This window comes from Natrinema sp. CBA1119 (assembly GCF_002572525.1).
Lineage (GTDB): Archaea > Halobacteriota > Halobacteria > Halobacteriales > Natrialbaceae > Natrinema.
Window position 1 is genome coordinate 489,718 of record NZ_PDBS01000008.1, and the last position, 21,437, is coordinate 511,154.

Annotated in this window: 35 protein-coding genes; 21 read left to right on the plus strand and 14 right to left on the minus strand. The window is 56.2% G+C overall.

All coding sequences use genetic code 11. The annotated features are described in order from the left end of the window. Positions 1–17 precede the first annotated feature (17 nt). Together CP556_RS24710 and CP556_RS25655 are read left to right on the plus strand one after the other, a co-directional pair. Entirely contained in the window at positions 18–392 is a 375-nt protein-coding gene (locus CP556_RS24710; protein ID WP_255291601.1) for a transposase, read from the plus strand. Between the two features lie 264 nt (positions 393–656). Further along, positions 657–917 (plus strand): HalOD1 output domain-containing protein, encoded by a 261-nt coding sequence (locus tag CP556_RS25655; protein ID WP_255291602.1) that lies wholly within the window; start codon positions 657–659, stop codon positions 915–917. Between the two features lies 1 nt (position 918). On the opposite strand, the gene CP556_RS24720 is transcribed toward CP556_RS25655, so the two are convergent. After that, a complete protein-coding gene (locus tag CP556_RS24720; protein WP_098728192.1) occupies positions 919–1,278 on the minus strand; it encodes a DUF7344 domain-containing protein in 360 nt (119 codons plus the stop codon). Between the two features lie 241 nt (positions 1,279–1,519). Between CP556_RS24720 and CP556_RS24725 the strand changes: the two genes are divergently transcribed. From CP556_RS24725 to CP556_RS27485, 4 genes are all read left to right on the plus strand, one after another. Continuing rightward, positions 1,520–1,960: a response regulator gene (locus tag CP556_RS24725; protein WP_098728193.1), complete on the plus strand. Its 441-nt coding sequence runs from the start codon at positions 1,520–1,522 to the stop codon at positions 1,958–1,960. Positions 1,961–2,078: 118 nt separating this feature from the next. Next, entirely contained in the window at positions 2,079–2,279 is a 201-nt protein-coding gene (locus CP556_RS25660) for a hypothetical protein (protein ID WP_141551764.1), read from the plus strand. 1,075 nt (positions 2,280–3,354) lie between these two features. Continuing rightward, complete coding sequence (locus CP556_RS24730) at positions 3,355–3,516, plus strand: helix-hairpin-helix domain-containing protein (RefSeq protein ID WP_098728194.1); 162 nt, start codon at positions 3,355–3,357, stop codon at positions 3,514–3,516. A 73-nt stretch (positions 3,517–3,589) separates the two neighbouring features. After that, positions 3,590–4,018: an AN1-type zinc finger domain-containing protein gene (locus CP556_RS27485; RefSeq protein WP_098728195.1), complete on the plus strand. Its 429-nt coding sequence runs from the start codon at positions 3,590–3,592 to the stop codon at positions 4,016–4,018. A 385-nt stretch (positions 4,019–4,403) separates the two neighbouring features. Here CP556_RS27485 and CP556_RS24745 read toward each other — a convergent pair whose 3' ends face one another. From CP556_RS24745 to CP556_RS24755, 3 genes are all read right to left on the minus strand, one after another. Then, the gene (locus CP556_RS24745) at positions 4,404–4,931 is read right to left on the minus strand and encodes a hypothetical protein (RefSeq protein ID WP_098728197.1); all 528 of its coding nucleotides are present in this window, start codon (positions 4,929–4,931) and stop codon (positions 4,404–4,406) included. Continuing rightward, positions 4,924–6,093 (minus strand): tyrosine-type recombinase/integrase, encoded by a 1,170-nt coding sequence (locus CP556_RS24750; protein ID WP_141551765.1) that lies wholly within the window; start codon positions 6,091–6,093, stop codon positions 4,924–4,926. The genes CP556_RS24745 and CP556_RS24750 overlap by 8 nt, the downstream gene beginning before the upstream one ends. A gap of 294 nt (positions 6,094–6,387) precedes the next feature. Continuing rightward, complete coding sequence (locus tag CP556_RS24755) at positions 6,388–7,020, minus strand: CHRD domain-containing protein (RefSeq protein ID WP_218012010.1); 633 nt, start codon at positions 7,018–7,020, stop codon at positions 6,388–6,390. A 418-nt stretch (positions 7,021–7,438) separates the two neighbouring features. Between CP556_RS24755 and CP556_RS25665 the strand changes: the two genes are divergently transcribed. Continuing rightward, the gene (locus tag CP556_RS25665) at positions 7,439–7,870 is read left to right on the plus strand and encodes a DUF2080 family transposase-associated protein (RefSeq protein ID WP_141551766.1); all 432 of its coding nucleotides are present in this window, start codon (positions 7,439–7,441) and stop codon (positions 7,868–7,870) included. Between the two features lie 4 nt (positions 7,871–7,874). Further along, complete coding sequence (locus CP556_RS24765) at positions 7,875–8,198, plus strand: hypothetical protein (protein WP_098728199.1); 324 nt, start codon at positions 7,875–7,877, stop codon at positions 8,196–8,198. Between the two features lie 340 nt (positions 8,199–8,538). Here CP556_RS24765 and CP556_RS24770 read toward each other — a convergent pair whose 3' ends face one another. After that, positions 8,539–8,964, minus strand: coding sequence for a universal stress protein (locus CP556_RS24770; RefSeq protein WP_098728200.1), 426 nt, complete (start codon positions 8,962–8,964; stop codon positions 8,539–8,541). Between the two features lie 332 nt (positions 8,965–9,296). Then, positions 9,297–9,476, minus strand: a complete 180-nt coding sequence (locus CP556_RS24775; RefSeq protein WP_098728201.1) for a hypothetical protein — start codon at positions 9,474–9,476, stop codon at positions 9,297–9,299. Positions 9,477–9,918: 442 nt separating this feature from the next. Between CP556_RS24775 and CP556_RS24780 the strand changes: the two genes are divergently transcribed. The 4 genes from CP556_RS24780 (at position 9,919) to CP556_RS24795 (ending at position 12,533) form a co-directional block, all read left to right on the plus strand. Further along, positions 9,919–10,608 carry a helix-turn-helix domain-containing protein gene (locus CP556_RS24780; protein ID WP_098728202.1) on the plus strand — a complete coding sequence of 230 codons (690 nt, stop codon included), beginning with the start codon at positions 9,919–9,921 and terminating at the stop codon, positions 10,606–10,608. A gap of 56 nt (positions 10,609–10,664) precedes the next feature. Then, positions 10,665–10,967 carry a DdfA family disk-determining factor gene (gene ddfA, locus CP556_RS24785; protein WP_098728203.1) on the plus strand — a complete coding sequence of 101 codons (303 nt, stop codon included), beginning with the start codon at positions 10,665–10,667 and terminating at the stop codon, positions 10,965–10,967. A gap of 796 nt (positions 10,968–11,763) precedes the next feature. Then, a complete protein-coding gene (locus tag CP556_RS24790) occupies positions 11,764–11,982 on the plus strand; it encodes a hypothetical protein (RefSeq protein WP_098728204.1) in 219 nt (72 codons plus the stop codon). Between the two features lie 197 nt (positions 11,983–12,179). Further along, positions 12,180–12,533, plus strand: coding sequence for a DUF7344 domain-containing protein (locus CP556_RS24795; protein WP_343124895.1), 354 nt, complete (start codon positions 12,180–12,182; stop codon positions 12,531–12,533). A gap of 203 nt (positions 12,534–12,736) precedes the next feature. Here CP556_RS24795 and CP556_RS24800 read toward each other — a convergent pair whose 3' ends face one another. Together CP556_RS24800 and CP556_RS26335 are read right to left on the minus strand one after the other, a co-directional pair. After that, entirely contained in the window at positions 12,737–13,264 is a 528-nt protein-coding gene (locus CP556_RS24800; protein ID WP_098728206.1) for a hypothetical protein, read from the minus strand. Positions 13,265–13,400: 136 nt separating this feature from the next. Continuing rightward, positions 13,401–13,571, minus strand: a complete 171-nt coding sequence (locus tag CP556_RS26335; RefSeq protein WP_176548350.1) for a hypothetical protein — start codon at positions 13,569–13,571, stop codon at positions 13,401–13,403. 101 nt (positions 13,572–13,672) lie between these two features. On the opposite strand from CP556_RS26335, the gene CP556_RS24805 reads away from it, so the two are divergent. Next, on the plus strand, positions 13,673–14,113 hold the full coding sequence (locus tag CP556_RS24805; protein WP_141551767.1) for a hypothetical protein: 441 nt from the start codon (positions 13,673–13,675) through the stop codon (positions 14,111–14,113). A gap of 14 nt (positions 14,114–14,127) precedes the next feature. On the opposite strand, the gene CP556_RS24810 is transcribed toward CP556_RS24805, so the two are convergent. From CP556_RS24810 to CP556_RS24820, 3 genes are all read right to left on the minus strand, one after another. Continuing rightward, positions 14,128–14,412 (minus strand): hypothetical protein, encoded by a 285-nt coding sequence (locus tag CP556_RS24810; protein WP_098728286.1) that lies wholly within the window; start codon positions 14,410–14,412, stop codon positions 14,128–14,130. Positions 14,413–14,935: 523 nt separating this feature from the next. After that, positions 14,936–15,313 (minus strand): hypothetical protein, encoded by a 378-nt coding sequence (locus tag CP556_RS24815; protein WP_098728208.1) that lies wholly within the window; start codon positions 15,311–15,313, stop codon positions 14,936–14,938. 45 nt (positions 15,314–15,358) lie between these two features. Further along, on the minus strand, positions 15,359–15,721 hold the full coding sequence (locus tag CP556_RS24820) for a hypothetical protein (protein ID WP_098728209.1): 363 nt from the start codon (positions 15,719–15,721) through the stop codon (positions 15,359–15,361). A gap of 187 nt (positions 15,722–15,908) precedes the next feature. Between CP556_RS24820 and CP556_RS24825 the strand changes: the two genes are divergently transcribed. From CP556_RS24825 to CP556_RS24860, 8 genes are read left to right on the plus strand one after another with little or no spacing between them, the layout of a single operon-like run. Continuing rightward, positions 15,909–16,196 carry a hypothetical protein gene (locus tag CP556_RS24825; RefSeq protein ID WP_098728210.1) on the plus strand — a complete coding sequence of 96 codons (288 nt, stop codon included), beginning with the start codon at positions 15,909–15,911 and terminating at the stop codon, positions 16,194–16,196. Then, complete coding sequence (locus CP556_RS24830; protein ID WP_098728211.1) at positions 16,193–16,513, plus strand: hypothetical protein; 321 nt, start codon at positions 16,193–16,195, stop codon at positions 16,511–16,513. Before CP556_RS24825 ends, CP556_RS24830 begins: the two co-directional genes overlap by 4 nt. Next, positions 16,506–16,844 (plus strand): ADP-ribosylation factor GTPase-activating family protein, encoded by a 339-nt coding sequence (locus CP556_RS24835; RefSeq protein WP_098728212.1) that lies wholly within the window; start codon positions 16,506–16,508, stop codon positions 16,842–16,844. Before CP556_RS24830 ends, CP556_RS24835 begins: the two co-directional genes overlap by 8 nt. Next, complete coding sequence (locus CP556_RS24840; RefSeq protein ID WP_098728213.1) at positions 16,841–17,062, plus strand: hypothetical protein; 222 nt, start codon at positions 16,841–16,843, stop codon at positions 17,060–17,062. Before CP556_RS24835 ends, CP556_RS24840 begins: the two co-directional genes overlap by 4 nt. Next, positions 17,059–17,448 (plus strand): hypothetical protein, encoded by a 390-nt coding sequence (locus tag CP556_RS26340; protein ID WP_176548351.1) that lies wholly within the window; start codon positions 17,059–17,061, stop codon positions 17,446–17,448. The genes CP556_RS24840 and CP556_RS26340 overlap by 4 nt, the downstream gene beginning before the upstream one ends. Positions 17,449–17,450: 2 nt before the next feature. After that, positions 17,451–17,696 carry a hypothetical protein gene (locus CP556_RS24850; RefSeq protein ID WP_098728214.1) on the plus strand — a complete coding sequence of 82 codons (246 nt, stop codon included), beginning with the start codon at positions 17,451–17,453 and terminating at the stop codon, positions 17,694–17,696. Position 17,697: 1 nt separating this feature from the next. After that, positions 17,698–17,901, plus strand: coding sequence for a ribbon-helix-helix domain-containing protein (locus CP556_RS24855; protein ID WP_255291603.1), 204 nt, complete (start codon positions 17,698–17,700; stop codon positions 17,899–17,901). After that, complete coding sequence (locus CP556_RS24860) at positions 17,898–18,887, plus strand: hypothetical protein (RefSeq protein WP_098728215.1); 990 nt, start codon at positions 17,898–17,900, stop codon at positions 18,885–18,887. The genes CP556_RS24855 and CP556_RS24860 overlap by 4 nt, the downstream gene beginning before the upstream one ends. Positions 18,888–19,127: 240 nt before the next feature. Here CP556_RS24860 and CP556_RS24865 read toward each other — a convergent pair whose 3' ends face one another. From CP556_RS24865 to CP556_RS24875, 3 genes are all read right to left on the minus strand, one after another. Further along, entirely contained in the window at positions 19,128–19,541 is a 414-nt protein-coding gene (locus CP556_RS24865) for a DUF7970 domain-containing protein (protein ID WP_098728216.1), read from the minus strand. Continuing rightward, a complete protein-coding gene (locus CP556_RS24870) occupies positions 19,538–20,500 on the minus strand; it encodes a ParA family protein (protein ID WP_255291604.1) in 963 nt (320 codons plus the stop codon). Before CP556_RS24870 ends, CP556_RS24865 begins: the two co-directional genes overlap by 4 nt. 545 nt (positions 20,501–21,045) lie before the next feature. After that, the gene (locus CP556_RS24875) at positions 21,046–21,246 is read right to left on the minus strand and encodes a hypothetical protein (protein ID WP_098728218.1); all 201 of its coding nucleotides are present in this window, start codon (positions 21,244–21,246) and stop codon (positions 21,046–21,048) included. Positions 21,247–21,437: the final 191 nt, after the last annotated feature.

Here is a 21,437-nt window from a genome sequence, read left to right on the forward strand (position 1 = left end):
CATCTTGACACTCTTCTGTGTTATACATTGACGCCGTCGGGCCGAAGACCTCGACGGCGATCGCCCGGGAGTTCGAGAGTCTGGACGAGTTGTCGACTGTCGCTGCCGATAAGGGCTACGACTGGGAGGAACTTCGCACGAGGTTGCGTGCAGAAAGTATCACGCCGCTGATTCCGCAGCGAGATCCTGGGATGCGGGGGTGGGCGAGAAATTTGCTCATCAAGGATCGGGCGTATCACCAGCGCTCGAACGCTGAATCGGTGTTTTTCGGACTCCGGCGCAGATACGGCGATACGCTCTGGTCGAGAACCTGGTTCGGGCAATTCCGTGAACTTGTCATGAAATCCGCGGTCCGCAACATCGAACGCGCCATCGAGGACTCACACCCGTGAAATCATGCGTTCAAACAAGGTCCAGAGGATGAGTTCAGCACGACAACTTCGTTTGATCTTATTGCGGAACAGTTTGACCAAGTCAAATCGTCGACGGTAGTAGGCTGGGACCGCGACGCCTTGTCCGAGCGTTACTCGAGCTCATCTTCGTCATCGGTAAAAATATAGTGCCCACCAATGTTGGCTGAACAGTTATTCCTCATCGTCTCCCTCCGAAGGGTAGGATCAGAAATCCACCGAGCGGATCAATACTCAAGGGAGACTATGACTAAGAACGGAAATGGGAGAATTCACCGATTTGACTCCATAGCGGACGAGACACCAACAGAGGCAGTGATCCGCAGCCACGCGTCTCTTCGAAACAAGCGACCGATAGATCTCTCTCCATTAGCTGACGCGATTCCGTGTAACGCACTTAATGCGCTCGTCAATACTGGAGATGAGGTCACGGTCACGTTTACCTATGAGGGGACACAGACTACCGTCCACGGCGATGGGGAGATCGTCATTCAGGAGCCGGCGTAGCTCAATCGGGGAGGTCTCGGTCTGCACAGTGCTCAAGACAGAGGTCAACAAGTTTCGGCGGATCGCTAAAGACGAGCTGCTCGGATCGATCATCGTACTCGATGAGAGACATCTCCTCCAAGGCCGGGAGATGGTTATGAGATAATCGTAGCTCCCATCTCTCAACTGCGTCATCCGTGACAGCAGATGGAGGGTTCTCTTCTTTCCACGCTATGACCTGCTTGGCAGTGTCTGTGACCGAGGCCTGTTCGACGTCACGCAGATGATAGAGCACGTATCGCCGGTGAGTGTCGGCGATCGCAGTCAAGATTTCATCAATTCGGCGACTGCCATCGGATGCGGTGTGCGATGAGTCCTCCATAAGCAGACTAATATTCAGTGCGCCAATAAGAGTGTGGCATTCACTATCTAACAAAGTGTATCGTTCGAAGTAATCGTACTCGAGCTTCGTTTGTTCCGAGTGATCTGTACTGAATCAACTGATCAGTAGGTCTGCGTACTGAACGATAATAGGAAACAATAGTCGATGTTGAAGGCTCGAGATTATACCTATTAGCCACCTCACCAAATCTCTTATATCGAGTTACCCAATCCATCACACCATGGGAAACGGGTCATCAGAGGCGGTGATACTGCTAGTAGAAGACAACCCTGGCGACGTTCGCCTCATCGAAGAAGCCTTCTCAGACGGCAACATCGAAAACACACTCAACGCCGTCACTGATGGCCAGTCAGCACTCGACTTCATCTATCAACGTGGAGAGTACGAGGACGCTCCTCGACCGGACATTGTATTACTCGATCTAAATCTGCCGAAGGTGGACGGTGAAGATGTTCTACACGAAATCAAACACCACTCCGAGTTGGGCCATGTCCCAGTAGTCGTCTTGACCGGGATGAAGGAAGATCTGATCGAGTCCCGTGACCTCGATCACGATGCAGACGAAGATGCTGTCCTCAAAAAGCCAGTTGACCCTGGCAAGTTCGTTGAGATAATTCGGTCGTTCGAGCAGTTTCAGTTAGCAGTTATGCGAGTGGACTGACGAGCACACCTTCTGCGGTAAGTCCTTCATCTGTACTTTTTCGAGGAAAACGACGACAGTAAGACCATCTGCGAAGCGTGCCGGGACGAGCGTATACAAGACACGGAGACTGGTCGAAATGAGTAGCGACGGTACTGAGCGAATGTCGCATGAACCGTGTACCTGCTCTCCAAAGGTCGAGAGCGCAGTCTACTGTCCCTACTGCGGAAAAGAGACATACGGTGACGACCACCGCGTAGACGACGAACTCCCCGAAGTATTCTGCGAGAACTCGATCATGAGCACCCCTCGCTACTGCATGGGTGCGGGGTTTCTGTAGCCGAGTACGATTGGAACGACCGACAACAAGACACGAGCACTGGCAGCTAAGAAATAGTCAAGTATCTAGTAGTCGGGCGGCTTGTCCGGTTATTATCATATTGAAACTTAAAGATAACAACTATGATTGGTGTTCATTTCCCAGAACGATCCATGAAGAACAATGTTAGCTCAGAGAGCAGCAAGCGGCTAGTTCGGCCACGAGCAACACCGCACCTGCCACTATGATCCACAGCTTCGGTCGAAGCAGTACACGTTTCGCCCACCGGTACCCATGCCGCCAGCGCGAGCGTGACGGCGTGTCGGGACGAACCCACTCGTCAGTGCCGGGATTCGACACATACAGGACAGGGGGCGACGGTTCGTCGTCCACATCAGTCATACCTGTGACACTACAGGGTCGCTCTTGAACGTGATGCCAGCAGCAGCCGTCTATTGGACCCAATAGCGGTTGGATGGCGTCTCTGGCGTTGGCAAGCAAACGGATGAGGCTGTACTCGAGGGGGAGTAAGCTAGCGAATCGGAATCAACGACGGGATATCATCACGACAGTCCCCACAGACACAGACGATATCGTAGACGCTCGATTCGTGGGCCCATTCGAGGTTTTCAGTTGCGCCACAGACGTGGCAGGCGTCGGTTGGCACGGCGCGGGTCTCTATTAGCACGAACGGCTTAGTTCTTTCAGGGGTGGTCGGGAGAGCGAGCGGGAGCGGCTGGAGAGTGTGTACGGCGTCGGTGAGGTGATAGCTGGGGCGGTTCTTACGCGGATTTGAAACCGGAATTAGACCGAGACTCGATTCGAACACGCTGGACAGGTCATCAATCCATTTTTGATAAGCATGTATGAGCCATCACAGCGAGGGCACGGACTACCAAGTTCCATCTTCGACTCATGGAGTACTCCGCGAAGTGTATTTAGCATTCGGCGCTGGTCAGCCTCCACCTCTACCAGTTGATAGTATAATTGTTCGACTTCCGCAGCCCTCGCTCGGCTACGGATTACTTTCTCTCCCCGCCTCTGTTGTAGCATAGAGTGTGGTACGCCTTGCACGGAGAAAAAGCAGACGTTCAGTATGGCATTCTTCTGGCCGGCAGTCGGGCCGACAACCTTGAAGGCGATCGTCCGCGAGTTCGACAGTCTGGACGAGCTTCGGAGGAGCGAGCAGGCGCGACTGGAGGACGTGTATGGGGTTGGGGACGAGACGGCCAACGCAGTACTCGAACGAGTACGTTGAACAGTTCCGTTACCAAGGCATTGCATACGCTGCACCCTAGATTCATTATATCAGACTGTTCTTGTAGAGACGAATGGCCGACTGTGATTTCCCGAACTGTCCTGGGGATAACAGCATAGAGAATTCTTGCTCTTACCGTGGGTACAGCTACTGTTCTGAACATCGACTTCCAGAAAATCACGACTGTCTTTCGCTATCTAAGTCGAACACACTCGGACCAGATTTTAGTGGCGATATTGATTCCTCAGAAACCATACCAGACAAGGTGCCGGTAAGTGAACCGGCAGAGAAATCAGAATGTGATCGCTGTTCGAACTACACTACCCCTGACCATGGTCTCTGCCTCGATTGCCGGCGAAAAGAACAGACAATTTCCTCACGAAGCCCTGGCGTAAGTGGAGACGGTTCGCTCGAATCAAACGGAAGGCAGGTGAGACAGGAAGAAGAGCAAGATGATTCAGGCGGGCTATTCTCGAGGATCAAGGCGCTGCTTCACCGTTGACGGCCTCGTAGGCCGGATTAAGCAAGACGTCGAATAATCTCGAGTACACACAACAGGGAGAGAACTATAGCTAACCCAACCCCAAAGTCACCGATCCCGCCACCGGCCAGATGAATTATGATGGCGACTCCGGCGAACACTCCGAAGGCCAGAAATGCGGCTGTCGCGATGTTTTCGGCTCCTTTCGGTAAGAAGTTCATTCGTTTTCGAGATCTGCATATTGATAGTTGAAGGTGTCGGGGTCAGGTCACAGCCCGTCAGGGTGGATCGGTACTGGCCCTTCTGGTTCTTCAAGCCGGTGGAATAGATACACGTAGCGTTCTACTCCACGGTCGCCGTGGTCTGTTGCGTGCTGATACGGAATCACAATGAGCGTATCTGTCCCTCAGTACTGACTCGCCGTGTACCACTTTTTTGCAGCGATGCGGCCCACTTCGACGTAGGTGTTGCAATCATCACAGTCGCACGCAACGTCGGCTATTCCCGCATCATATCCGACCTCGAATCGGGGCGGGTCGTACACCCACTCGCGGTTGTATTCGGACGTTCCATCGTAGAACAGGTTATCTAACCGCGAGAAAGCGTGCCCACATCGGTCTAAAAACTCTGCGGCGAGAACCTTGAGCGAGATGTGTTGCGTTGATTCGGAACCGCCTTGCGGCAGATCGTGGTCCCACCGCCAGATCCGCGGAATGTAGGTTCGGTAGGTGGCTCGAAATGCAACCCATTCTTCGGACTCGAATGCACCCTCGAGCTTCGAGACGTACCGATGATCGGTGATCTCTGCCCGGTGGCCGCCATGAGAGTGGAATGCATCGCCAGCATCGGCAGGATCGACGCGGTCGACACTGACGATTTTGGATTCAACCGGGTCATCGGGCTCATGCCGCGCCTTCCGTTCGCGTCTATTCACCGCTCCCGTCCTCGAGAATATCGCCGACCTGTTTCGCGGTCTCGCTGGTTTTCACGTCCTGGTAGGACTGTTCGGTCACGTCGGGCGACCCGTGGCGCAACGATTTCTGTGCGATTGTCGTGTGGCCTTTTCGTATCAATTCGTGTCCGAGTCCCCGTCTCGCGCCGTGCGGTTTTAGATACACGTTCTCGTCGGAGTCGTACTCGATACACTCATACAGCGGCGCGAGGTCCGCTGAAATCCGTTGCAGGACAGACCGCGCCCCGTTCGTCGAGATCGCCGGGGGCAGCACCTCGTGCTCGCGGAGCAGCTCGTCGATCAACGCTCGCTTGAGCATCGTATCGACGCGTGCTTTCGAGAACTCCGACTCGAGCGCCTTTCGCTTCGACGGGTAGTGATTCGTCGGAAAGACCGGCCACTCGTCGGTCGGCGGGTCGGCGACGGTGTAGTATTTCTCGAGTTTCGACGCTGCCCGATCGGGGAGTTGTACGTCTTGGAACGGGTCGGGATGGGTTCGTTTGACCTTTCCTCGCACCGTGAGCGTGTTCCCCTCGAGATTCACGTCGGCCCACGTAATCCCGTTTCGCCGGTCGTCACGCGGTTTCGAGAACAGTTCGGCCCCACGCGCCCCAGTCAGACCGAGCACGGCGACCAGCGCCCGGAGACGGTACCGTTCGAGGCGGATCGACGGCGGGGCTTGGGGCAACTCGAGGGCGCTGTCGACCTGCCGATCGAAGTGTCGAATCAGCGTTTCGCGTTGGTCGGCGGTCCAGAATTGACGGTCGACCTGCGAGTCGATCCCCGGCAAGAACTCGTCCACGTCGTTTTGCTTCGCCGGGTTCGTGTCCAGTTTCCCCTCGCGGACACAAAAGGACAGGAACGCACGCACATACGCGTAGTATCGGTGGGCCGTCCGTCCCGATAGCTCGCGGTCGTCGCTTTCGGTCTCGTCGGAGAGGTACTCGCCGTAGCGGCGGCAGCAGTCGCGGTCGAGATCGTCGTAGGACTCGACGCCACGCTCCGCGAGAAATTCGCCGAGGACGTGGTCGACGGTCGCCCGTGATCCTTCGCCGAGCGTTTTCAGGTACGACTGCATTGCGTCTTTGACCGGGTTTCCCCTACCCTTCGAGCGGTCAGGAACCCGCTGCTCGCTGGAATCCATCTGTTCGGATGTCTGTACAGTAGCGCCCCTAGTAAAGTTACTGTGTCAAACTCGTCTTTGACACAGTGGTATGCTACGAGAGAGAACAGGCGTTTCGGGCCGTCTCGAGTACAATAGCAGTCAATACGGCACCTCATAAATTGCATGATGATATACCAATCTGCGGCCTAGAGAACGGAGCGGTAGTCGATAATGCAATGGACGGGGACGGTCAAGGAGTGGACGGCAGAATGTTCGGATCCAGAAGATGTGCAGTGAAAATTGCATGTGGATTAGAGATGACCGGTTACCAGCTCACCCGGTCATGTTCTCTTCCGTAGTGGGCTGTGTCTCCTCTTCCTGTGTCGGCTGTTGTCCGAGCCCAAGACTCTCAACTACTGCCATCGCGGGAGCAATCTGGCCACGAATCTCGCCCGCTGGATTCTGCTCAGTGTGGAGATTAACATAGGCGTTGCCGGTAGCCATCGCTTCCAGAAGCGTCTCGATCGACTCACCTTCGAGCGGTCCCGTCAAGTTCTCACTTGTAATAGTCCCGTCAGCGACGGCGCCGTCATGTCGCCCTTCTATCAGCCTCGGTTCCTGTGCTTCAGGACCCGGGTATAGCCATGCAACGACCGGACCGTTCTCGTCGATACTTCCCTGATGAATATGAGCCTGCGTGAGGTTTTCGATCGCCTGAACAATAAGCCCGTAATGAACTGCGCTCCTGTCCTCGGTGACAGCAAATGCTGCTGCGCCCTGGGCCACTGTCTCGACTGGCGGAACCTGCTGTCCACCTGTTGGTATTGCGACATACATCCCGATGTCTTGCTGTTCGCCCTGGTCGTTCCCTGCCCTATCTTGATCACTCCTTGCGGCCGCAGTGCCAAACTGACTTCCGAGTAGTGCACCTGCGGTGAGCTTGAGTGCATTGCGTCTCTCAATCATGGTTTTCTCCTCCGTCTGGAGTATGGCGGTGTAATCGCCACAGATGACAACAGAGGATTATAATTTTAGTTATTAACATGCTATGGCGTCTGTTTCAGACGTTAATACAGGCTGTTATTCTTCTACTCGGTATTACCGGAGAGCCACCGCAGTTTACGGTAATACAGCAGAACGTTGCGTAGCGAAACTGTCGCAAGTATTCCTCCTACGAAGATAATCTACCGATAGAATACGAGAATCTATTCGTCTTCGGTCTGGTGTTGGCAGTAGACTTATCGCCTATTGAGGATGTGATATAGTAACGGAAAGGCTGCAGAGTAGTCGCTGTGAACGGATATACAAACGTTCGGAGTTCCAAGCGGTTGGGTAGCTTATTTAAATCCTCTTACATAGTATGTACTCATGACGGTAGAAATGGGTGGAGACCCGGGACGCAGACCAGTGCGGGAACAGCGCGCACATCCTGTTGCCGAAACGCTTCCGCGGCAAACAGTTCCGGGCAGAACTGGTGGCCGAGACGGAGCAGTGGAAAGAAGCACGCGAAGCCAAACAGTGTGGTAACAGCGCCCACATCCTCCTGTCCAAATGCTTCCGTGGAAAGACGTTTCGCGTAGAATTAGTTGATAAAGGCGATACCTGGTGGCGCGAGTCCCGACTCGGGCCGAAGAAAGGCGACTGTCGGGTCGCGCATATCGACGCCGTCGATCCGTCCGACGAATCGGCGCTCGAGCCCTACCGGGAACTGTCGGGCTTCGCGACGGTCGGCGACTGGCAGGCGGCGATCGCGGAGTTGAATGGCGCGATGGATAGCGGGCACCTGTATCGGGTGACGACCGAGGGAGAGGCGTAAGACTATGGCCGAACAGGTCTCTGGCGAACCGCAGGCCGAATCCGATAATACAGGTGGTGAAGGTGCAAGCTATGGGGTGTTCAAATTCCTCAGCCTGTTCGGATTCATCATGGGATACTTCATCGTTTCCGGGTCGGTCGCCACTCTCATCTACCTCGACTGGATTGGGCTGGCCCCCGCGATCGCCGATGCCACTGAACCGCTACCAAATGCCGCAAACGGGATAATTGGTGTCTTCGCGGTGTTCGTCAATACTGTTCTACTGGCCCTGTTAATGAAGAACAGTCAGTCCGTCGTGGAATTAAGCGAAGAACACGGCAGGTTCTAGCCCGACTCTTTTCTCACACGCTATCCCGCTGCCCAAGCGCATCCTCAATTTCGAGCCCGTGACTCGCAACGATATCATGGAGGAAGATGAGGTCGAGCGCCGGAAGCATGCAAATGGGACTATCACCTACCGACGGACCGAATAGCCGTTCTACCTGATTCCGGACATAGTTGTTCTCCGAGTCGGCATATGGTTCGGTCCACTAGAAACCGTTACAGTCTAAGAGATACGGAACTATTTTGCTGTTATTATATTATCTCTTCATGTATATAGTGTCTCCTCGGAAAGAGCCGTCTGGCGCGCTATAGAGCGTCTACACAAAGTAAAGGGGTGAGAAGGATTACCGGACAATAGTCACTGGAACTGGTGAGCGCCGTGTCACGGCCTCCGCAACGCTTCCAAGGAGGATACGACTGGCACCGGACCGTCCATGGCTCCCCATGACGACGTGGTCGATATCATTCTCATCTATATACTCATGAATTGTCTGAATTGGTGGCCCCGTCTCGAGTTCGGTTTCAATGACAGTCCCATGGTCGGCTGCAGTTTGACGAGTGCGCTCGAGTAGTTCTTCCGCTCTATTGCGTAGTTGTTGGATGTACTCTTCACTAAAGCGATAGCCTTCGTCGCCGTACATGGCGATTTGATTGACGTCGATCACGTGGAGGACTGTAAGGTTGTCATCCGAATATTCTTCTAGGGCATATTCGAGCGCATTAGTTGATTGACTTGAATGATCAACTGGAACGAGGATATTGCGCACCATGGTAGATATTGGCACCCTTCCTATAAATCACCATCTGTCTGTCAAATAGGCCTACTTTCCTGCATTCCCTCTCTTGTGGTTATTTGTACCGCCTCGAGAGCTAACGTGGCAGTTCGGACTACACCGCTATCCCGCTGCGAAAGCGCATCCTCAATTTCGAGCCCGTGACTCGCGGCGATCTCTTTCGCGAGCACCCACGCTCGAGCCGCCCGTTCGGGTTAGACGTCCATTCGATCCGCGTGGTATTCGACGAGTGCCTCGACGACGAGCAAGTCTTCTTGTGGGGTTCGCATCGACGGGATTGGGCTCGGCTTCGGATAAAAAGAGTCGGACTATCGGGAAAGGTACTGACCCACCGCTTCGTCGATCGTCAGTCCGTGCTCAGCGGCCAGATCCCGCGCTCGTATCCACGCCCGGCGAGCCCGTTCGGTGTCGCAATCGCGGAGGACGTCGTGATACTCGACAAGCGCGCTGATGAGGAGAGTATCGTCCTCGAGTCGGCACTCACGCATTACAGTCCGAGCCAATGACCGACGGGATAACTGCTTCGGCCAGTGGTTAGCAGTAGATCGTAGCACGATTTCGTTATTCAGAGTATGACGTGAAACTGGGGTAAGTACAGACGAACGATGGAAAACTGTAGATTTATTTGCGGGTAACTTCCAAGGCTTATGTATTAAATAAATAACGCCCACTATATCATCTATCGACTGCGGTGGTGACACGCTATTAGTTATGGTTCTGTAATCCGGCTAATGGGATCAGAGGGGATTCAATACCTCTGGTATGATGCACCCTGTTAGGAGTCCGTATGACAAAAGCGCATCTGTTGAGTGAGAACCTGATGCAGTCAATTGGGACTGAACGGGGTAGACGTGGCCGGGAGTTATCACCCCCTCTGTATGGCGTGATCAAAGTACCAACGTCATGCGATTCAGACACACGGGGTGACAAATGAGTTTGATCGCCGAGTTTAGCATTGTCTCTCCGCTAATGAGAGAAGCCGAAGCAGTCCCAGAGATGGTGTTCCACACGGAGGACATACATATGACGCAGGCGGGGGAAGGGAAACACGTCTTCTGGGCTTCTGGTGACGATTTCGACACCTTTGAATCAGCACTCCAAGCCGACCCCACTACCAAAGAGTATGCCTGTCTCACTGAACTTGACGACCGACGTTTATATCGTGTGACGTACCCCGAAGACGCTGTACAGGAGTTATTATATCCAAAAGCGGCTGAGCATGATATGGTATATCTCGATGTTACAACTACATATGAGGAGTCCCGCTTTCGTGCTCGCATCCCAACTTTGGAGGCACTAAAAGCGTACCGTGAAGCCTGCGAAGAGGAAGGGATTCCGTTTCATCTTCACCGTCTCTATCAGGAACAGCCTGATGACCCGGCTGAACGGTTCGAATTGACTTCTGCTCAGCATGATGTACTCGTTCGAGCACATGAGCGTGGCTACTTTAACGAGCCACGCTGCATTACACTCGAAGAGTTGGCAGATGAGGTCGAAGTTACCTCATCTGCACTTGGGCGGCGACTGCGACGAGCACTAGACACACTCATTGACCAGACGGTCCGTTCAGACACCGAAGATATCAATCATAGATCATCGTCTGAACGAGATGCCACTTAAACACGTAGATACTGACTACGGAGACTCACATGTATGGAGTGCTCAATAGGAAATAGATGTCAAGCACAGATTCCCCTGTTAAGTATACGTGCAGTGAGGATGACCCCGTCAGCCAAACAGTCATAGCTGCTGTTGCAGAGGCATCAAATCGTGATCCTATTGAACTAGATCCGCTCTACGAATATATCGACCCTGATGCCCTGAACACTCTCTTTCATCCCCACTCCAGTGATGAGGCGGATCAAGATGAAGCGTATCTGGAATTCACCTATACAACGTATCGCGTCGCAGTGACCGCCAACTACGTTCACGTCTCTCAGGTAGAAGGATCGGAGAGCAGCAGTACAGTCGACCTGTAACACACGTCATGGCGAATAACCAGTCAATTGACGATACTGAATCACTTCGTTCCGCTCTCCAAGCGATCTTAGAAGAAGCAGAAACTAACGATGTCGAAATAGAGGGGAGCCTACGGATCCAGTCGACAACTGAACATCCGAATTGGGAAATCCAGGTCTGGCAACTCGAATGACCGATAATTTTCAGCATTCATACGAATGGGGGGAAAGATGAGTGTGCCTGTACAGGAATGCAAGCGGTGTCTGAACTGTGGCACGGTGGAAAGAGAGCTGATTTATACGTACTGCGAGACCTGTGCGACGCCTCTCGTCGAGTCGTACAATTGTGGCGAACCGCAAGATTAAGTAAACGACTGTTTACAGCGATCAATACGCAAGCCTACGTATCGGTTGGTTCACCGAAATCGGGATACGCTCTTGTGCAGGAGATTGTTGGTAACCGCGATTAACGGTCAGGACCGACCGTAAAACCACCCTCATAGCTTCTCAGATCGATAATCTGATCGGCGCTTGATGAACTCTGTGCTGTGTCGAAACCACCAGATGGCTCTCCACCAACAACGATCTTCACACGGGATAGAAACAGTCCCATGAGAATCGGTCTATGACATCTAATGCCATGGTGGAAGTTAATTAATCGCCGCCCTCAAATCCCACACTACATCCTTTCAAATGGATCTGCAGTAGGTAGGTGACTGTCGGGTAGCTGGATGAACGAACGATATGGTTATCACCGTCCCGTCCGTGGAAGATGTGAGAGCTCAAACAGTCTCTACCGTTCTGAACTCTCTCTATCATGGAAGCCACTGACCCCTCCGAGCCCTTCGCTGACGTGACAACTGCATTCGAACACGATCTCCAGGAGTTGATCCTCACCGCATTTGGTCGGGGCGCAGATATCGAAGGCACGTGGGAGATCGCATCTTCTGTCTCTGATGCCCCGAATTGGCGGATGACAATTGAGAAAATATCGCCCACGGAGTCCACGTATGAACCGACGTTTCTCGAAGAGTAACCCCCGGCCACTGTTCGTCTCATTGGCAGTCTGACTACCCGAAAACAGCGAATATCCGCGTTCTAGTACCTTTTCGAGACAGGAAGGTTTATGTGACACCTTCACATGCCCCGAGGTAGACGTACTTTGTTGAGGGCGTTTCATGAGATCCAGCCGGTCTGAACGCCGCACAAGTACAGGACACTAGCCGACCTATGATGCCGACAACCCGAGACACGAATCAGCCGGAGGATGGCCGCCGCGATATCACCCCGACCCAGCTATTCACAGCCTTTTCACACGAACGCCGACAGCAGACCCTAGCATATCTGGCGCAGAAACCGGCCGCGATCGCACTCGGTGACCTTGCCGAGTACATCGCGATCAAAGAAGAACAGCCATCGTACGAGTGGTATGAGCGGATACTTACCGATCTGGCTCACTGTCACCTCCCTCACTTGCAGGAGGCAGGACTAATCGAGTACGATGCGAAAAGGGAAATAGTAGAATTAGCGGTCAAACGGGGTATGGTAGCACCGTACCTGGAACTGGCCGGATACACTGATGTGTAGGTAGCTGGCCAACAGAAGCGGTCGTGGGTATAGAGAACGCGAAGATGATATCCGTCACCAATCACCTCGAGCCGCCCGTTCGGGTTGGACGTCCATTCGATCCGCGTGGTATTCGACGAGTGCTTCGACGACGAGCAAGTCTTCTTGTGGGGTTCGCATCGACGGGGTTGGGCTCGGCTTCGGATAAAAAGAGTCGGGCGAGGTTAGCTGAAACTACGGCCTGTCGAACGGCACTTGCCGCATAAGAGTTCCCCGTCGTCGTTTGTGAGGAACCGGTGACTGTTTTCAAAGAGTTCGCGTGCGCCACACCCCTCACACAGAACGACCAGTTCAGTAGAGGTAGTATCTTGCCTCGTGTGTTCGGGCGTGTTCCGTATCTCGTGGTGGAGGTGGAGATCGTCGAGTCCCGCGTCGGGGATATCGTCGATATCGGAGTAGATATGCTCGGACGGGTCAGGAACGACAGAAGCGGTCAACTGCTGTGTTAGTCGTTCGACTGAGTGGAGCCTGATTTCCGGCGTTGTAAGACTAGCGACCGAGGGGAGGTCTTTCAAGAAATTGGCCTGCATTTCTGCAACTGGATTCGTCGTATCACTGGTTGCCATCATAGTGGCCAGCTCTAACCGATTATCCTTCATGTATCGCGGAAACTCAGGCAGAAAGTTGCCAACGCCAAACATGCCGTGACTATCAGCCGATTCGTCCTCGCCCTGGTCTTCGGATTTACTCATATCAATTACGATGGAGGACGAGGCCTTCAATTTGCCGGTCGTTTATACTCACTAAGAAGAATATTCCGAGGAAATAAGTTGGGAATGCAGTGAATGTCCGTATTTGATGTTTTAAAGGTAAGCTAGGAAACGCTAGTCAGGGTTGTCCCACCACATCATCGATCGTCAGCCCGCGCTCGGCGGCCAGATCACGCGCCCGTGTCCACGCTCGCCGCGCACGCTCGTGGTCGCGATCGCGCAACTCGTCGTGATACTCGACGAGCGCAGTGATGAGGAGAGTATCGTCCTCGAGTTGACACTCACGCATTACAGTCCGGACCAACGACCGGCGGGATAACCGTACCGGCCGCTAGTCGTCTGTGAGCCACACGTCCAGTTCGATGCCGGTCGCATTACCTTTCACTTCAGTTGACAACCCTAAAGACAGTCACGTTTCTATACCAATATGGAATGCCTATCCACACCGATTCCGACGCATGGGAAGAAGGGGAGGATATTGAATCTGTTGCCGCGAGCGCCCTCGAGTTTCTGGCAGCAAGTCCAGACTCGGCCTTTCGGATCCGCGAAATCGCAGACGAGGTGATTGGGACGGACTTCGAAACAATGGAATCGAACAGCCGCCTCCACGACCAGTACGATGCGGGCGAGATTTCGGAGGGAGAATACCACGATCAGTGGGAGGATGGGATTCCATCAACCACATACCGAATCGACGAGACGTACCTTGAGCTCCGACTGCGGCGATTAGTCGAAGAAGAGCTTGTCGAAATTCGTGCCATCGACTGCTCGGAAAGTGATGTGCCAGACGATGAAGGGGTTGTCACATACTATACGTACGCCCTCGAGTAATCCCGTTCTCGCCTCTATTCTTCGCTGTCCTCGAGCCATTCCTCCAGCTCGCCGAGTGCCCCATCCGCGACGACCAGGTACTCATACTCCGCAGGGTTGAATCGATACTCGCTCTCCCGGCGCAACGTCACGTAGAAATGCGACTCGTCGATCGAGACATCGGTTTCCGTCACCGGCGAGTACTCGCTTCTGCCGTGATTCGTCGTTCGACAGGAGACGGTCGAGACCTGCCAGCCGTCGTCGCGATCGGGCGGCGAGCGACCGCGAAAGCGTTGGGTTCTGGACTGTGTGTCGGGCATACGCACAGTCGGGGCTCGAAAGGCGTAGTTCCATCGCCGAAAGCGGGCGGGGACCGTGGTTGCGCCGTCTCCCTGTTTGGCCGACCGTCCGGCCATGCGGAATGTTCATGTCCCGTGGGATATCGGTTTGGGTGAAACTCAGTGGGTGCGAGAGATACTTACTCGCTCTCTCGGTACTCGTCTCGCAGTTCCACGACGGCGTTCACGAGCGAATCGTAGGTGATTTGGACGCCGTCTTCCCCCCGCACGGATAGATTCGCTCGAAACGACGACGTTCTCGCCGTGTTTGTAGAACTCAGTTCCCTCGGTGGTATCCAGTAACTCGAGGTCACCAGGGTCGGGGATCTCGGGCATACGCACAGTCGGGGCTCGAAAGGCGTAGTTCCATCGCACGAAAGGGGGTGAATGCGAGTACCGTGGTGTCCCTGGAGTCCCCTTTTCGGCCGGTCGCCACGGCCGGCCATGTGGGGTGTCCACGTCCCTCGAGATATCCGTTTGGGCATGACTCAGTGGGTGAGAGTGGCTATTCCTCGTCCGAAACGCCCTCCCGAAACTGCTCGAGCGTCAGTGGCCCGTCGATCGCCGCGTTCCGGTCGGCCAGCATGAGCGGGCCGCCCTCAAGGAACTGTCGCGCAGCGCCGAACGCGTTCCACCGACGCGCGCCTTTCGGGAGGACCCGATAGCCCTCGCCATCGGCTTCGACGAACAGATCCCACCCCGACGGAGTTTTGATGCAGGTGAGTCGGACCTCCGTTTCGGGATGTACCCAGTCGGTCCGGTTGTAGGCCCGATAGGAGAGTCGCCAGCCGTCGGGTGCGCTCGCGTCGAACGCAGGAACGCGCTCATAGAGGCGGCCGAACCAGCCCTCGTAGGACGGCCCATACTCGAGTGTCGTGCTCATACCAGAACGGTCTCTTTCAACTAGGAAAACAGTACCGCCGACAGGCTACTCGTCGCCACTAAATCCGACGTTCTCGCGCCACCACTGTTCGAATGCATCGGTGTCAACGCGCTCTGTGAGAACGTCCTGTGCCGCAACCACACCGGCCGGCGGGTCGGAATAGGCGTATCCCCAGTGACCGTCCGCGAGTTCGATTCGGTGCCAGCCCGTCTCGTCGGCCACCTGATTGTACACCTCGAGTTCGACCTGTGGAAACGGCAACGGGCCGCGTTTTCGAACGAACGCGGTTTCGATCGTCGGGTGAGCGCCCCGAAGGTCATCGATCCAGTTGGGTTGGGCGTCGGCGGCGGTTGCGTCGGGATAGCGTTCCTCGAGCCGAGTCATGAGACCGGGGAGATCGGTCGGCATATCTCGTCGTGTGCACGCCGTCAGTATAGCTGTTATGTCCACAGTGGCGATTCGCTCGGTTTCGCTAGTCTCGAGTGTTCTACGAGCCCGCCTGTCGGGATAACACTTATACATATAATTCACATATCCTATAAACAGGATTCCGGCCTTTCGAACACACGATCCCGCCGGAATCGGAGTTTGAGACATGAGCCAAACGCAACAGCCGACGACCACGCAGCCGGCACTCGGGACCGATCCGTTCGCCGACGTTCGCGACGGCCAGCAAGTCCTCAAATGCGAGGATTCCGAGACAGGCTGGCAGTGGTTTTACACGCGCGACGGGGGCACAGTACTGAAATTCCACGAGCGGGACGGGTACGAACCCGAAGCGACTGCCGAACGCGTCGTCGCCGCGACGGTCGCGCTGGCCGATGTGACGACGCACTCCGTATCGGCCGTGTATCTCGAGGTCTACGCGGGTGAGCGTGTATGAGTAGCGAGCACGCTATCGAACAGAACGCCGGGCGCTGCGATCTCTGTGGGTCGCCGATCGACATGTCGTCGGGCGACCGACTCGTCATGCAAGAGTTCGGGATCCAAGACGAGAGTTGCCTTCCCGACGACCACGACTTTGCCGACCAGGACGCGGCCGACGCGGTCGCGGACGCACTCGAGGCCGTCGGCGACGACGGCGCGGATTACGAGCTGGCGAACGTGATTCGCGAGGACCTCGAGATTCGCGTGCATGGCGATTGTCTCGACGAGACGAACTTCGGACTGCTCGAGACCGAGGTGCCGGCCGATGAGTAACGAACGCCGCGCGCACTGTGCCGAGTGTGGCGAGTATCACGCGGCCGACGGCGAGACGGCGGGCGTCTCCGGCGGGCGATTCCTCTGTATCGACTGTACCGGCGAGCCCGTCGTATTTGTCGGAGAGTGTCTCGACTGCGAGTGGTCATACCGCAAGTCCGGCCGCTCGTCGAATCGCTACTCGGTGAAACAGCGCGTCCAACAGGAAAAGAACAGCCACGAAACGAGACTCGAGACCTTCGAAGACGAGAGTCACGAGACCGTGTGGCGGGCGGTCGAACCGAACGCCGCCGAACGCGAGAATCCGGTGCTCCCCGGTGAGTCGGTATGAGCGACGATCGTCGTTGTACCCGCTGTGGGAAATCCGTCGACGACCTACCGTATGAGTTCTGGCTGTTCCACACCTGTCGCCACTGCGCGCTCGAGGGCGACGGTCGCTTTCGGGACACTGGCACCTACCGGAAGTGGCGGTACTTCCCGCGCTGGCATATGACTCGGCACCCAGAGCTACCGGAGCATGTTCGTGCCCGGCACGAGGTGACAGCATGAGTGACCCACCGGCCGGCCCGTTCCATTACACCGGACCGGAAGGCTTCGAGGCATGGGGCTTTCGCTTCCCGTCGGGCTTTCTCGTCCTCGAGTGGATTCCCGAAAGCGTCCCCGAAGAGGAGAGTACGATCTACAACGGCCACCAGTCGATCTACCACTCGTTCGGGGATTTCCGGGCGACGTGCACGGGAGACATGGAGTGGGGGCGAACGCCGCTCGAGGACGGCCACCTCGAGATCTCCGACCGACAGCGCGAACGCTTCGAGCGGGTTCGCGACGAGTGTACCAACGACGAACTGCCGGTGCCGACCGACGACCAAATCATGAAGAGCCTGATCGACACGTGGGATGCAGTCAGTGACGGGCACTATTCGGGTGATTCGTAGCTATGTCCATCCTGAAACGCTTCGGAATCGACACCGACCGCCCGTCGCCGGCCGGGCTGTTCGTCCTGGTATCGGTCGCCGCGTTCCTCGTCTGGTTTACGTCACCCGCGCCGGCAACGGTGCCAGCGGACCACAGGTACTACGACATGTACGCGTCGATGTATCCGATGCTTCCCGTGATGGGGTTCGGAACGCTGTTCATCGGATTGCTGTTGGATCTGACGCCAGCGTTCGGAGGTGCCGAGTAAGATGTCCACCCAACACAAAACCACAACCCGCCGCGACCGCGAGACGACCGCGGGGATGGAACGGGTGACGTTCCGCGAGACCGAGTCCCAACTCGAGCGCGTCGATGCCCTGGTCGAACGCGGCGAGTACGCGAATCGAAGCGAGGCGATCCGTGAAGCGATTGGGCAGCTCGTCGCGAGTGAGACGGGGCGTGATTCGGAATGAGCAGTGAACCCAAACCCATCCGTCGCGTCGAAGACGTACCGGGCGGCGTCCGCGTCGTCACGAGGAATCTGAGCGACCTATACGACTACCGGTCGGCCACTGTCCTCGAGCGCGAGTACCCGGGACTGTTCGTGACGTGTGTCCCGGGGAAAGGCGGTCCCGAACGGGTTCGAATCGCCAGCGCCGAACGCTACGGCGACGGGTCCGAGTGGCAGATTCACGGCGCGAACGGCATCTACGCAGAGGTGTCGATCGACGAGCGCGAACTGTCCGACGCCGAACGTGCCTACTGCGAGGAACACCCGCTGTATCAGGACACCGAGTCGGTCGTCGAGTTTTCGATGCCCCACCCGGAAGAGATTCGGGCGGCGATCGCCGATCAGGACCTCAAGCGCGTGCACTGTCTCGGCGCGGTGATCGAAGACGCCGACCGCCGCCACGACGTACTCACCGAGATACAGGAGCGGATCGAACGCGAGCGCGTGCTGGCGAATCAGTTACACCCACGCGAGGGGATACTGACCGACGTGCCCCCGGAGTGGGACCCGGAAACCGACCACAACGACGGGAAGACGCGTGAGCACCTGTACGACATGGCCGGGATGCGGAAAGACGCACACCTACAGGACTTCGAGCCCGTCGCCGGCTTCGAGTACTGGAGCTTCTGGTACGCGCGCTCCCGTGTGCTCGAGTTCCACGAGCACGACCTCGAGCCGTGGGACGTGTGTGGCCTCGGCGTCGTCGGGCGCGACGGGTGGACCTACTGTCGAGAGTGTGGTGCGGTCGCTCCCGACGAGACGTTCTTGCACGTCGACCTTGAGCGCCGGGACGTGACGCGGCGCGTGTGTGACCGGTGTGCCGATCTGAACGCTGGTTCCGACCACTGCAAGACCTACACCGAGGCGAACGTCGACGCCGCTCGAGACGATCGGGCACAGCGCGAGGGCGGCCAGCGGAATCTGGCCGGCGAGTACGGATGCGAGTAACGTCTTTTCGGGTTCAGCTCGCTGCGCTGAAGGCACCGATAAACAGGGCGGCGAATACCCCGATCGTGAACAGTGCTACGAATGGCCCTGCAATAGCCGTCGCATTTCCTCCTGCGAACGTGATTAGTGTCGCCGCTGCCACAAACAGTGCTAATAGGACTCCAAGCCCCTCTACTGCTACATTCCCCATACCAGAACATTCACGTAAAATTATTTAAACCTAGGGTTGGGGTTTGAGAGTTAGTGCGACTCTCGGCGTTTCTCCGCGAGACGTTCGGGTATCTCGTCGAGGTTGTCGAGCACGATCTCGAGAGCTACGTCGTGAATCTCTCGGAGTTCGTCGTCGAAAATGTCCATTTTCCGTAGTTCGGGGACGACAGTCGTGTCCACCTCAAGGTCGAACTGTTTCCACGTCTCCTCCCGAGCGTACAGCGGACTCTGTTTGACCTCGCTGTATGGGAAAGCCGGACCCGTCTCGGTAGGATCCCGCGGTTCGTCCTTGGTCTCGTCGTCGCCTGGATCCGTCGCCGGCTCAGGTTCCGGCTCGGGCTCCGGTTCGGGTTCGGGCGTTCGATCAGGCACAGCGGTTTCCTCATCCGAATCCGATTCCTCGTCGGCGTCCGGGGCCGGGTCGCCAAGGTCGAAGTCCGTCATTGGTTGACCCCTCCGGTTTCGATGATGTCCGCAACCACGCCGAAGTGCTCGAGTTGTGGGTTCTCCGGGTCGTGAGCCGTGAGTGGTTTCCGTTCCTCGTATGCGTCGCCGATCGCCGCGGTGTGTCGGATCGGTGGCTTCGGCGGGGAGACGTCGCCGGCGTCGATCGCCGCCCACTCGTCGGCACGGATCCGCGCGAACGGTGGGATATGGTTGTCGAGCACGGTCTCGAGGTCGTGTCCATTCGAGAGGGTTCCCTGTTGTGGGTCTACACCGTCGTTGCCGGCCAGCAGGAAACTCGCGAAGCTCTCTTGGGTGTTCATCGACTCCAGTAGCTTTCGATCCGTGGTTTGGTGGTCGATCCGAGCGGAGAGATCGTTCGGAACCGTTGCCAGTATTTCGAACTCGCCGAGCTGCCGTCGGATCGGTTCGACAAGTCGAATCGCAGTCTCTCGGAGTCCGTTCATCGCCTCTGGTTTCGGCATGAGCGGGAGTATCGCATTCGGCGCTGCGATAACCGCGTTGTTCGTGAGTTTCTTCCGAGTCCCCGGTACGTCGAACAGCATGTAGTCGTATGTCTCGCCGAGGTGTGTGTCGACGAGTTCCTGTTTCATCTTGAGGTCCGACGCGAGCACCGAGTCTTTCGAGAGTTCGTCTGAGACCGTATCGAGATTCAGCGCCGGAATGAAATCGAAGCCGTGGCCGGGGTTCTTGACGATCGACTCGAGCGGTTCTCCCTCGAGTAACACGTCGGCCAAATCGGTCGCGCTGTCGTTCTCTCGCGTGTAGTAGCCGAGGCCGGTCGAGAGGTGTCCCGCCGGATCTAAGTCAACGACGAGTACGTTGTGGTCTCGGAAATCGCCGAGAATCCCGCCAAGGGTGCTTGCAAACGTGCTCTTTCCGAATCCCCCTTTCAGCATGGGGAAACAGACGGCTCGTGGTGTGGGTTTCGCTGCCATTGTGTGATTCCGCCCGTCGCAGCGCCGGTTTCGGAACCGATCGGCTGTTTCGACGGGCACCCGAGACATTCGTTCAAACCTACTTATGTCCACCGGAGGCAGCTAACGTGGTTGCCTCAGTTGCCTTAGGTGGCTCAGTTGAGTTGCCTAAGGTGGCTAAGTCACCTGAGTTAGCCGGTGTAGGCGACTTAATTGAGTTCGCTACGGCAGGCAGCGTCGCTACTCGAGGGAGTGTAGGAATCACAGGCGGCAGAGCCGCCCCAGGTGAGCCTGGTATTTAGCAGCCGGTTGGGCCGGCGATCGTGGCTACGGGAGCGGCAAGGAAAGGCGTTGCGTCAATCGGGTAGATAAGACCGTATTACTCACGAGTAAGATAGTCTATCCTCGAGTAATCAGGCAATGTTCGCATGAAAGCGGCCGCCACCGTGACGGTCACGAGAAGGCAGGCAGAACGCCGACCGATCAACGTTGTCAGACCTTTCGCGACCGGCAGACGCGACGGCCAGCGTTGGCTTTCGACTAGCGACTGATAGCCGTTGTGGTGACTAATTCGGGCCCACTGTCCCAAACCGGTCGTCTTCGTCAAGGCACTGATAGCAGATATCCACAAGCTCATCGGGTCCAAGGCCGGCTTTGGTGTCCCCATCCCGTTCTTCGCAGACCTCGCATGTGCCGATCGTCGCTTCGTACTCGTCTGGGTGGTCAGGATTCGGGTAGGTCGAAGGTGTGTCCTCGTTCGATTCCATATCACAGCACCTCGGGTCGAATCAATAATTCTAACGAGAGGACGTCATATTGGCGGGCAACCATCACGGCCCAATTTCTGTAGGCGTTGGACTCAACAGGCCAGCGGGCGTCTCTCCACGTGTCGCGTTCCCAACCACGCGACCCGCTCGCCGAATCCCCCAGTCATCCACCGGCGAGTGGTTTTCAACCG

Coding starts and splice junctions, on each gene's coding strand:
- CP556_RS25655 (WP_255291602.1), top strand. CDS start 657: ATGACTAAGAACGGAAATGGGAGAATTCACCGATTTGACTCCATAGCG.
- CP556_RS24720 (WP_098728192.1), bottom strand. CDS start 1,278: ATGGAGGACTCATCGCACACCGCATCCGATGGCAGTCGCCGAATTGAT.
- CP556_RS24725 (WP_098728193.1), top strand. CDS start 1,520: ATGGGAAACGGGTCATCAGAGGCGGTGATACTGCTAGTAGAAGACAAC.
- CP556_RS25660 (WP_141551764.1), top strand. CDS start 2,079: ATGAGTAGCGACGGTACTGAGCGAATGTCGCATGAACCGTGTACCTGC.
- CP556_RS24730 (WP_098728194.1), top strand. CDS start 3,355: ATGGCATTCTTCTGGCCGGCAGTCGGGCCGACAACCTTGAAGGCGATC.
- CP556_RS27485 (WP_098728195.1), top strand. CDS start 3,590: ATGGCCGACTGTGATTTCCCGAACTGTCCTGGGGATAACAGCATAGAG.
- CP556_RS24750 (WP_141551765.1), bottom strand. CDS start 6,093: ATGGATTCCAGCGAGCAGCGGGTTCCTGACCGCTCGAAGGGTAGGGGA.
- CP556_RS24755 (WP_218012010.1), bottom strand. CDS start 7,020: ATGATTGAGAGACGCAATGCACTCAAGCTCACCGCAGGTGCACTACTC.
- CP556_RS24765 (WP_098728199.1), top strand. CDS start 7,875: ATGGCCGAACAGGTCTCTGGCGAACCGCAGGCCGAATCCGATAATACA.
- CP556_RS24770 (WP_098728200.1), bottom strand. CDS start 8,964: ATGGTGCGCAATATCCTCGTTCCAGTTGATCATTCAAGTCAATCAACT.
- CP556_RS24775 (WP_098728201.1), bottom strand. CDS start 9,476: ATGCGTGAGTGCCGACTCGAGGACGATACTCTCCTCATCAGCGCGCTT.
- CP556_RS24780 (WP_098728202.1), top strand. CDS start 9,919: ATGAGTTTGATCGCCGAGTTTAGCATTGTCTCTCCGCTAATGAGAGAA.
- ddfA (WP_098728203.1), top strand. CDS start 10,665: ATGTCAAGCACAGATTCCCCTGTTAAGTATACGTGCAGTGAGGATGAC.
- CP556_RS24790 (WP_098728204.1), top strand. CDS start 11,764: ATGGAAGCCACTGACCCCTCCGAGCCCTTCGCTGACGTGACAACTGCA.
- CP556_RS24795 (WP_343124895.1), top strand. CDS start 12,180: ATGCCGACAACCCGAGACACGAATCAGCCGGAGGATGGCCGCCGCGAT.
- CP556_RS24800 (WP_098728206.1), bottom strand. CDS start 13,264: ATGAGTAAATCCGAAGACCAGGGCGAGGACGAATCGGCTGATAGTCAC.
- CP556_RS26335 (WP_176548350.1), bottom strand. CDS start 13,571: ATGCGTGAGTGTCAACTCGAGGACGATACTCTCCTCATCACTGCGCTC.
- CP556_RS24810 (WP_098728286.1), bottom strand. CDS start 14,412: ATGCCCGACACACAGTCCAGAACCCAACGCTTTCGCGGTCGCTCGCCG.
- CP556_RS24815 (WP_098728208.1), bottom strand. CDS start 15,313: ATGAGCACGACACTCGAGTATGGGCCGTCCTACGAGGGCTGGTTCGGC.
- CP556_RS24820 (WP_098728209.1), bottom strand. CDS start 15,721: ATGCCGACCGATCTCCCCGGTCTCATGACTCGGCTCGAGGAACGCTAT.
- CP556_RS24825 (WP_098728210.1), top strand. CDS start 15,909: ATGAGCCAAACGCAACAGCCGACGACCACGCAGCCGGCACTCGGGACC.
- CP556_RS24830 (WP_098728211.1), top strand. CDS start 16,193: ATGAGTAGCGAGCACGCTATCGAACAGAACGCCGGGCGCTGCGATCTC.
- CP556_RS24835 (WP_098728212.1), top strand. CDS start 16,506: ATGAGTAACGAACGCCGCGCGCACTGTGCCGAGTGTGGCGAGTATCAC.
- CP556_RS24840 (WP_098728213.1), top strand. CDS start 16,841: ATGAGCGACGATCGTCGTTGTACCCGCTGTGGGAAATCCGTCGACGAC.
- CP556_RS26340 (WP_176548351.1), top strand. CDS start 17,059: ATGAGTGACCCACCGGCCGGCCCGTTCCATTACACCGGACCGGAAGGC.
- CP556_RS24850 (WP_098728214.1), top strand. CDS start 17,451: ATGTCCATCCTGAAACGCTTCGGAATCGACACCGACCGCCCGTCGCCG.
- CP556_RS24855 (WP_255291603.1), top strand. CDS start 17,698: ATGTCCACCCAACACAAAACCACAACCCGCCGCGACCGCGAGACGACC.
- CP556_RS24860 (WP_098728215.1), top strand. CDS start 17,898: ATGAGCAGTGAACCCAAACCCATCCGTCGCGTCGAAGACGTACCGGGC.
- CP556_RS24865 (WP_098728216.1), bottom strand. CDS start 19,541: ATGACGGACTTCGACCTTGGCGACCCGGCCCCGGACGCCGACGAGGAA.
- CP556_RS24870 (WP_255291604.1), bottom strand. CDS start 20,500: ATGGCAGCGAAACCCACACCACGAGCCGTCTGTTTCCCCATGCTGAAA.
- CP556_RS24875 (WP_098728218.1), bottom strand. CDS start 21,246: ATGGAATCGAACGAGGACACACCTTCGACCTACCCGAATCCTGACCAC.